Raw genomic sequence first — 9674 nt, forward strand, 5'->3', positions numbered from 1 at the left:
ATGAAAGCCTTATATGTTTTTATGAATAGTACCAAACAACTTCTGAATTTATGAGATTAAGTCTCAAAATGATAAGAGCGCCAATAGTATTGATGCTGGCAATTTTGCTATCTGATATTGCTTATTCTCAGTCATCCGAAAAAGTAAATATTTCCAGCCAGGATGTTGTACCTGCCGAAACAGCTGAAAGGTTGAGGGCTATTTACGAAGAAAATGAATTCACAGCTGAATCATTCAGGGGCGATTGGATTCCCGGCGGCTCGGAGTACCTCGTTATTGAAACGCTCCCCGCAACCAACGGACAGGCTCTCGTGAGTTACGATGCGGCCAGCGGTACCCGGACGGAACTGGTTTCCGCCTCACAGCTGAGCTTACCGGAATCGACAGACCCGTTATTTATTGAGAATTATACATTCTCGCCGGATGGCAGCAACATATTGATATCGGCAAGCAGCCGGAAAAGTGGAAATGAAACCGCCCATCACTGGATCTTTGATTTCGAATCTGGCCAGCTGCAATCAGTGACAGCTGGAAACAACAGCCGCATTTCGCCCGACGGTCAGCACATTCTGTTTACTGAACAGGGAAATCTGCATGTTTACAATATTCAGGATGAAGGCACTACTTCACTCACCAATGATGCCGTTCCCGGGTCCATTAGCTATAACCAGGCAGTATGGAGCCCGGATAGTAAAAGGGTGGTATTTGTAAAGTCTGATGCTTCCCGTGTGAGAGTCAGGAAAATGTTAGAGCCCGTTGATCCATCCTATCCAGAGGTAACAGAGACCCGGTTCGCCAGGGTGGGCGGAACTATTGCTACCTTGCAACCGGGGGTGATCGATATTAAAAATAAGGAGACACGCTGGTTCCCCATACCCATTCCTTCAGAGGGCTTTTATCCTGGGGAGATCAGCTGGGCCGGGAATTCCAATGAAGTACTGGTGGAGAAACTCAGTCGTTTCAGGGACAAGCGGGACTTTTTTATTGCAAATGTTGACAGTGGTACTATCACCACCATATTCGAGGAATCGGATCCGGCCTGGGTTGTTGCGAGTTACCGCACGAATCAGGGTCTGAAGTGGTTTGATGATTATAAAAAGTTTCTTGTTTTGAGCGAAAAGGATGGTTGGCGGCATGCCTATGTCGGCTCTCGTAATGGACAAAATCTGAAAAATATAACACCCGGGGACTATGACATCATTGATCGTGTTGCCGTGGATGAATCAGGAGGATGGTTTTATTTTAATGCTTCACCGGAAAACGCGACGCAGTCATACCTCTTTCGGGCAAGGCTGGATGGAACCGGGAACCCTGAACGAATTACTCCAAAGAATCTGCAGGGGACCCACAATTACGACATTTCTCCCGGCGCCAACTGGGCCTTTCACACGTATTCGTCAGCCAACAATCCCCCCGTTACCCAAATTGTTCGACTCCCGGAACACAAAGTAGTAAGGGTGCTGGAAGACAACAAAGCGCTGAGTGAAAAAACGGTATCCTGGCAGCGAAAAGAGTTTTTCCAGGTAGATATCGGGGATGGTATTATTATGGACGGCTGGATGATCAAACCCGGCGATTTTGATCCCGCCCGCAAGTACCCGGTATTTGTATATGTGTACGGGGAACCGCACCTGCAGACGGTCAGGGACTCCTGGGGTTCGGCCATGGCTGCTTACCACCGGGCGATAGCTGACCTGGGATATCTGGTTATTTCCATGGATAACCGCGGTACACCCGCTCCAAAAGGAGCGGCCTGGCGACGTGCGGTAGCGGGTAGTTTGGGTCCGCTTTCTACCGAGGAACAGGCCGCCGGCCTGAAACAGCTGGGACAGATGCGGCCGTATGTCGATCTTTCAAGAGTTGGTATCTGGGGTTGGAGCGGTGGCGGTTCGAATACGCTTAATGCGCTGTTCCGGAAGCCGGATATCTATGACATGGGTATTGCTGTTGTACCCAAGCCGCAGCCACATCTTTATAATGCATGGTTCCAGGAAATATATATGAAAACTCCGGAGGTGAATCCGGAAGGATACGAGAAATCCGCGCCCATTAATTATGCCGAAGGCCTGGAGGGTAATTTACTTATCCTTCATGGAAGTGGAGAGACAAATACGCACCTGGAAATAGTGGAGGGACTGGTAGATCGATTTATTACACTTGGCAAGCAGTTCGACTACTTCGTATATCCCAATCGCAATCACGGGCTCAGCAAAGGAAAAGGGACGCCTTTACATGTAAGGCTTCAGATGGCAAGATACCTGCTTACCCATCTGCCGCCGGGTCCCCGGTAAATAATGGGCAGGCAAATGGGATTACATTTTGATCGAAATCTACAGTTAGTTTATCCGAGGTTTCAACCTTGCACACTGCTGCTTTTGCATCTGGACAATTTCAACAAGTAGATTCAACATGTCTGGAATAATAAAATTCAAGTATGCAAAAATTTATCTGATTTCTGTTATTCTTGTGCTTATTTCATGCTCTTTAGAGCACAAAGGGGATTTGGAAGGGAAACCAAATGTGATATTGATCATGACCGATGATCAGGGGTATGGAGATATCGGAGCCCACGGGAATCCATATTTAAAACCCCACACCTGGATCAACTGTACCGGGAAAGCGTCCGATTTACAAATTTTCATGTGGATCCAAGCTGTTCACCCACGCGTGCTGCAATTTTAACAGGTCAATATTCATCACGGTCAGGAGTTTGGCACACCATCGGTGGAAGGTCTCTTTTGCAAAAGGATAAGGTCACCATGGGTGACGTATTCAAAAAATCCGGGTACAAGACAGGTTATTTCGGAAAATGGCATTTAGGCGAAAATTATCCTTTTCGCCCGAAGGACCGTGGATTTCAGAAAACAGTTGTTCATGGGGGCGGTGCCTCCTCTATCCACCCCGACTATTGGGGAAACGATTATTTTGATGATGTTTACAGAAGCAACGGTGTTTTTGAAAGATATAAAGGCTATAGCAATACCGTATGGTTTAATGAAGCTTTAAAGTTCATTAAAAAGAATCAGGACGAACCGTTTTTTGCATATATAGCTACGAATATTCCACACGCCCCATTAATAGTAAAGGAAAAATATTCTAATCCATATAAGGGAAAAGTGCCAGAGCGAATTGCCAATTACTACGGTATGTTATCGAAGTTTGATGAGGATTTAGGAATTTTCTTTTCTGAAATGGACAGATTGAAACTGAAGAAAAATACAATAGTCATATTTATGACGGATAACGGGCCGGGTCCCTGGTTTGGTGGGATCATTCTTGACGAAGATCTATTTGTAAAGGAAGGCTATAATGCCGGGATGAGAGGTGGAAAAATCAGAGGATATGAAGGTGCGCACCGTGTTCCATTTTTTCTTCGCTGGCCGGCGGCGGGGATTGGTGGAGGTGTAGATGTAGATAAACTTACTGCCCATTTTGACATATTGCCGACTTTAATTGATTTAGCCGGTTTGGAAGAGCCAGAAGATGTTGAATTTGACGGTGTAAGTCTGAGGCCATTACTGGAGAATCCGGATACAGATTGGCCTGAACGTACACTTTTTGTCCATAACCAGCGCGTTCAGTATGCGGAAAAATACAAGGATTTTCAGGTACTTGCAGAAGAATGGAGATTAGAGGGACGGGAACAACGAGAACTTTATCAAATCAGAGAAGATCCGGGTCAAAAAAATAATGTTGCTGAACGACATTCGGATGTAGTTGAAGCTTTAACGAAGAAATATGAAGAATGGTGGGATGATGTATCTACAGACTTTGATAAATACAACTACATTATAATTGGAAGTGAAAGGGAGAATCCTTCAACCATTTATGCCCATGATGCACTTAGAGGCGATGATGGTATTGTCTGGGCTGTAAATGTGGAAAAGGAAGGGCTTTATGAATTTAGTACCTACCGATGGCCCATTGAGTCGGGAAGGAAAATTGTTCAAAACCAGGGACCTGATTTTCGTCATAATTTACACCCCACTTCGACTATTCATTCTGATCGATATTCTCTTGAGTCCGGGAATAGCGGGGAGATAAGTAGTCTTAGCACAGCCCATTTAACCATTGGGAATTTGGGAAAGGAGGTTGAGGTTACAAATTCTATGACATCTGCTACATTCTTAGTTCATCTAAAACCTGGCAAAACCGCTCTGAAAGCATGGTTTTCTGGCAACCGGAATCTCAGGGCCAACTATATAAAAATTGAGCGAATTGGACCGGCAGGATCGCAACAACAAGTTGAAAATTATCAAGCAGTTCATCCTGATGAATTATTAAGACATTAATTGAAAAAATGAACTTTATCCTTGCTTTATCCGACAGACTCCTAGGTATGAAATATAACATCGGTTTTTCTATTCTTTTACCAGTTTTCATGTTATTAGGGGTATCTGGTAATGTGGAAGCTTTGCAAAGTCAAACTAAAGACAATCGTTCACCCAATATCATTATTATCTTTGCGGATGATCTGGGATATGGCGATCTGAGTTCCTACGGGCATCCAACAATCAAAACTCCCAATTTGGACCGTCTGGCAGAAGAAGGAATGCGGTTTACCGATTTTCATGTAACATCTGGAGTGTGTACTCCCTCTCGTGCATCTCTGTTAACCGGAAGCTATCCGATACGAGTAGGTTTGGCGTCTGGATATATTCCTGGGCGCGAGCAGGATATCGGAGGAAAGAAAATATTGCCATGGGGCGTGTTGATTCCCCTGTCGGAATACGGGTTGCATCCTGATGAGTTCACCATCGCTGATTATTTAAAGAAGGAGGGCTATACAACAGGCCATATTGGCAAATGGCACCTTGGGCATCATCCGCCTTTTCTTCCCACGCGACAGGGTTTTGACTATTATTTTGGCATACCCTATTCCAATGATATGGGGCATAACAACTATAGTTTTATCAAGGATGGCTTCATTTCAGGTCCTACCCCTATACTGCGAAACGAAAAAGTGATTGAAGTAGATCCCGATCAGTCACTTCTTACCAGACGATATGCAGATGAGGCAATTGATTTTATAACCAAACACCGAGAGAAGCCCTTTTTCCTTTATTTGGCCCATTCCATGCCTCATGTCCCTATTGCCGCCTCCCATCACTTTAAAGATCGTTCTGAATACGGGATATATGGAGATGTAATTGAGGAACTTGATTGGAGCGTCGGTCACATAACAAAGCATCTCGACAAGCTCGGACTGGACGACAATACGATAGTTATGTTTACTTCTGATAATGGGGCTGCTGTTTGGGAAGGTGAAGGAGGCTGGGTCTGGACTTCTGATTTGGATGGACGTCCTACGGCAGGAGACTTAAATTACCGGTCCGGATCCAATGAGCCGCTTCGGGGCTCTAAAGCTACCACATGGGAAGGAGGTTTTCGAGTACCGTTTATTGTTCGCTGGCCTGGTCATATTCCAGCCGGATCCATAACAGAACAACTCACCACTTCTATGGATATATTACCAACGATTGCGGCGATTACCGGAGGACAATTGCCGAACGACAGGATCATTGATGGACATAATATATGGCCCCTTTTGTCGGGTGAACCGGGAGCAGTGAGTCCGTACGAAGCGTTTTATTATTACAGGTATGATCGATTGCAAGCTGTGCGTAGCGGAAAATGGAAATTGCATCTTTTTCGGCCAGAGGAAGGCAGAACCACTATGCTTTATAACTTGGAAGAGGACATTGGGGAAACTACTGATGTTTCCGAAAAGCATCCTGAAGTTGTTAAGCGTCTTCAACGACTTGCGGATGAGGCAAGGAGGGACTTGGGTGATTCTGTAACCGGACAGGAAGGTAAAAATGTCCGACCGATTGGAGAATTGTAGTATTGCTTGGTAAGGTGCATTCTTTTTTAAAATGGAATTGATATGCCAGAATATAAGTGGTTAATGCAATTCCAACTGTAATTTCGGATACAAATAATGCACCGACCCCAACACAAATACCTGCAGTGTTTCATCCATTTAATAATCCATTCTGTATTTACGAGTGGTGAAGTCCATTCCTAATATCTAGCCTAAGTACAACAAACCACCATTTAAAAACAGTTGTTATTATGCTTGAGAAGTGTATTATGTTGGTAATATTAGTTTTGTTAGAATTATCATTTATCAGTAGATACGAGCCTTACCTTATCTTGCATATTCATCACGCTTCATAAAGTATTTGTTGAATACAAGCATGAATTCGCTCTGAAAAGATTTTCACTATCAATGGTAAAGTGGGCTTGACGTTAATTGTGTGGGACATCAGAATTTATCAATTGAAGTAATAGTTAGAACTAATATGAAGAATGGATCAAGTACTGCCCATTGGCAAATATCGTCTTTGCTGGCTTTTGATCGATGAAAAACCAGGCAAAATGATAAAATTATGTTACAATGGCAGAAATTTATATAGGAGGGAAGAGATATTATTGATTATTTATTTAAAGATCCCTGGGAAAACGAATCATGATTCACAACAAATTAATTTTGGCAACCTTATTTATAAGAATTTGCGGAATCCAAATGAGAGCTATGTATAAATATCTTTTTTTTACTTGTGTTTTCTTAACGTTTTTAAGCCTCTCAGCCAAGGCCCAAAATGATAATTCGCTCATAACATTAGAGGAGATATATGAAAAAGAAACTTATCGCCAAAAAAGTTTTGGGCCGGTTCGCTGGATGAAAGACAACCGCGGGTATTCCACGCTGGAAGACAACCCCGAATACGGTGAAAAGGATATCGTAAGGTATTCGGTGCCGGACGGCGATCGTCGGGTGCTTGTATCGGCTGAACAACTGATCCCGGAGGGCGGGGATACGCCGCTGAAAATCGCGGATTATGAATGGTCGCATGACAACGAAAAGCTGTTGATATTTACCAATACGAGGCGAGTTTGGCGATATCACACCCGGGGCGACTACTGGGTGCTGGATCTTCAAAGTGGTGAGCTTATGCAGTTGGGAAAATCGGTTGAACGGACAACCATGAAGTTTGCCAAATTTTCGCCCGACGATTCGCGCGTGGCCTATGTGAGCAACCGGAATATATACGTGGAACACCTGGATACCGGCCAGATCAGGCAGATTACCCACGACGGCGGTGATGATATCATAAACGGGACGTTTGACTGGGTGTACGAGGAAGAACTGTCGCTCCGGGACGGGTTCAGGTGGAGCCCCGATGGTCAGCATATCGCCTACTGGCAGTCAAATACCCAGGGGGTTGGCACGTTTTATATGATTAATAATATCGATTCGGTCTACTCTCAGCCGATTCCCCTGCCGTATCCCAAAGTTGGTACCACCAATCCGGCGGTCAAGATCGGTGTGGTTGCCGCAGACGGCGGGCAGCCCCGCTGGTTTGACATCCCGGGGGATCCCCGCAACAACTACCTGGCCCGGATGGATTTTGTGCCAAATACCAACCAGGTCATGATTCAGCAGCTAAACAGGCTTCAAAACCGGAACCGGGTGTGGATCGCTGACATTTTGACTATGGAGTTCGAAAATATCATGACCGAGCGGGATGACGCATTCCTGGATATTCACGACGACACCATATGGATGGACGATAACCAATACTTTACATGGACCAGCGAGCGGGACGGCTGGCGCCACCTGTATAAAATTTCCAAAGATGGCAGCGATGCAAAGCTGATCACCAGGGGGGAGTTTGATATCGTCAATGTTGTGCAGATCGACAAGGAAAACAACTACGTCTACTATATTGCAACCAAAGAGGATTACACCGAGCGGTATCTGTACCGGAGCAGCCTCTCGGGCAATGAGGACCCGGAACGGATTACGCCCGCTGCCAGCGAAGGTCAGCACGCCTACCAGATGACGGCCAACTCGAAATGGGCCATCCACACCTATCAAAATCGCAATACTCCCAACCGTATTTCATTGATCAGCCTGCCGGATCACAGGGAGGTGCGGGTGCTGGAGGGCAACGAGGAGCTAAAGCAAAAAGTTGATGCGCTGAATATCAATTACAAAGAGTTCTTTCGCATCGATATCGGCGAGGTAATACTCGATGCCTGGATGATGAAGCCTGCAAACTTTGATCCGGGAAAAAAATACCCGGTAATCTTTTATGTATACGGCGAACCCGCGGGCTCCACCGTCCAAAACAACTGGGGTGGACGAAGAGATCTGTTCCACTACTACCTGGCCCAGCAGGGCTATATCGTAATAAGCGTTGACAACAGGGGTACCAAGGTGCCCAGGGGACGGGCATGGAGAAAATCGATATATGGCCAAATTGGTATTTTGGCGACACATGACCAGGCAAAGGCCGCAAAAGCGATATTTGATCGATATCCCTATGTTGACAGTTCACGGGTTGGAATGTGGGGCTGGAGCGGAGGCGGTCAGATGACCCTGAACTGCCTGTTTAAATATCCTGATATCTATCACACGGGCATTGCCCTGGCGTTTGTCTCCGATCAAAGGCTGTACGATACCATTTACCAGGAGCGGTATATGGGATTGCCATCAGAAAACGAGGAAGGGTATCATGACGGGTCGCCCATAAATTTTGCTGAAAACCTGGAGGGCAACCTCATGATCATGCATGGAACGGCCGACGACAATGTGCACTACCAGAGCTTTGAGATGCTGGTTGATGAGTTAATTAAACATGACAAGTACTTTAGCATGATGTCCTACCCCATGCGTACGCACAGCATTTCTGAGCGTCCCAATACCTCCCTGCACTTGAGGAAAAGCATGGTCAGGTATTGGAAGAATAATCTACCTGCTGGTGGTAAATAAGAGAAACACAGTCTCTCAACAAGTATGGGTTGTTATTTAGAACTTGCTAAGTTATTGATAATGTGTATCAAAAAGTGATTCAGATATGGTCAATCTTATCAAAAAAGTGTTGTTTTTAGGTTTCCTGGCGGGATTAATGGGTCCGATGCTGGTACAAGCCCAATCCTCTCCTGATATTACCGGGCAGTGGGAATTCACCATTCAATTTGAGGAGGGAGAAACCGACCGCGGCACCATCAGTATTTCCGGGGAGCCGGGATCATACAGCGGCATTTTTGACATGGCCAGCAGTTCCGTAACGCGCAAACTGCAGAACATCGTCTACCGTGATGGGCAGCTCAATTTCGAAGTAGAGCGGTTGTACGACACGATAGCTGTGGATGTGACGATTTCAGGAGACCGCATGGAGGGGCATATGATCTTTGGTGAAGAGCAGGTGCCGATGGAAGGGAGGCGCCTGTCGGAGGCTCCCGGGGCGGTTATTGACCATGCGGCCGTCATTCGCAGCTTAAATGAGCAGACCCTCCGGCAGGGCAGGCAGCTGTACGAGCAGGTCTGCGCGGCCTGCCACGGGGCCGACGGGAGCTCGAACCTGCCGACGGCCCGCTCGTTCAACAGTGACCCGTTCAAGTATGGTTCGGATCCCTACAGCATGTGGCAGACTATCACCAACGGGGCCGGGCAGATGGGCGCCCAGCGGTGGCTGTCCCCGGAGGATGCCTATGCGGTGGTCCAGTACATCCGCGAGGAACTGGTGAAGGAGGAAAATCCCGGGATGTATTTTGACATTACCGACCAGTACCTGGAAGGCCTGCCAGAGCCGTCCATGTCTGCCCAGCAGCTGGACCAGATGATCAAGCGTGAGGCCCTGTCCGGCTCCCAGGAATACGGG

General features: G+C 46.3%; 7 protein-coding genes. All 7 read left to right on the forward strand.

All coding sequences use genetic code 11. The annotated features are described in order from the left end of the window. Nucleotides 1–50: 50 nt before the first annotated feature. Nucleotides 51–2291 (forward strand): DPP IV N-terminal domain-containing protein, encoded by a 2241-nt coding sequence (locus tag ACG2E4_RS12900; RefSeq protein WP_395276807.1) that lies wholly within the window; start codon nucleotides 51–53, stop codon nucleotides 2289–2291. A 118-nt stretch (nucleotides 2292–2409) separates the two neighbouring features. Next, complete coding sequence (locus ACG2E4_RS12905; protein WP_395276808.1) at nucleotides 2410–2682, forward strand: hypothetical protein; 273 nt, start codon at nucleotides 2410–2412, stop codon at nucleotides 2680–2682. Further along, nucleotides 2607–4292, forward strand: coding sequence for an arylsulfatase (locus ACG2E4_RS12910; protein ID WP_395276813.1), 1686 nt, complete (start codon nucleotides 2607–2609; stop codon nucleotides 4290–4292). Before ACG2E4_RS12905 ends, ACG2E4_RS12910 begins: the two co-directional genes overlap by 76 nt. A gap of 47 nt (nucleotides 4293–4339) precedes the next feature. Beyond that, nucleotides 4340–5845, forward strand: coding sequence for a sulfatase (locus ACG2E4_RS12915; RefSeq protein WP_395276809.1), 1506 nt, complete (start codon nucleotides 4340–4342; stop codon nucleotides 5843–5845). A 467-nt stretch (nucleotides 5846–6312) separates the two neighbouring features. Continuing rightward, nucleotides 6313–6546 carry a hypothetical protein gene (locus ACG2E4_RS12920; RefSeq protein WP_395276810.1) on the forward strand — a complete coding sequence of 78 codons (234 nt, stop codon included), beginning with the start codon at nucleotides 6313–6315 and terminating at the stop codon, nucleotides 6544–6546. Next, nucleotides 6539–8782, forward strand: coding sequence for a S9 family peptidase (locus tag ACG2E4_RS12925; RefSeq protein ID WP_395276811.1), 2244 nt, complete (start codon nucleotides 6539–6541; stop codon nucleotides 8780–8782). Before ACG2E4_RS12920 ends, ACG2E4_RS12925 begins: the two co-directional genes overlap by 8 nt. 85 nt (nucleotides 8783–8867) lie before the next feature. Next, on the forward strand, nucleotides 8868–9674 hold an 807-nt coding region (locus tag ACG2E4_RS12930; RefSeq protein WP_395276812.1), incomplete at its 3' end, for a c-type cytochrome.

Source organism: Halalkalibaculum sp. DA384, assembly GCF_043951955.1.
Classification (GTDB): Bacteria; Bacteroidota; Rhodothermia; order Balneolales; family Balneolaceae; genus JAMQKA01.

Excerpts from the sequence above, each read along its gene's own strand:
- ACG2E4_RS12905 (WP_395276808.1), top strand. The coding sequence starts at position 2,410 with ATGTCTGGAATAATAAAATTCAAGTATGCAAAAATTTATCTGATTTCT.
- ACG2E4_RS12920 (WP_395276810.1), top strand. The coding sequence starts at position 6,313 with ATGGATCAAGTACTGCCCATTGGCAAATATCGTCTTTGCTGGCTTTTG.
- ACG2E4_RS12925 (WP_395276811.1), top strand. The coding sequence starts at position 6,539 with ATGTATAAATATCTTTTTTTTACTTGTGTTTTCTTAACGTTTTTAAGC.
- ACG2E4_RS12915 (WP_395276809.1), top strand. The coding sequence starts at position 4,340 with ATGAAATATAACATCGGTTTTTCTATTCTTTTACCAGTTTTCATGTTA.
- ACG2E4_RS12900 (WP_395276807.1), top strand. The coding sequence starts at position 51 with ATGAGATTAAGTCTCAAAATGATAAGAGCGCCAATAGTATTGATGCTG.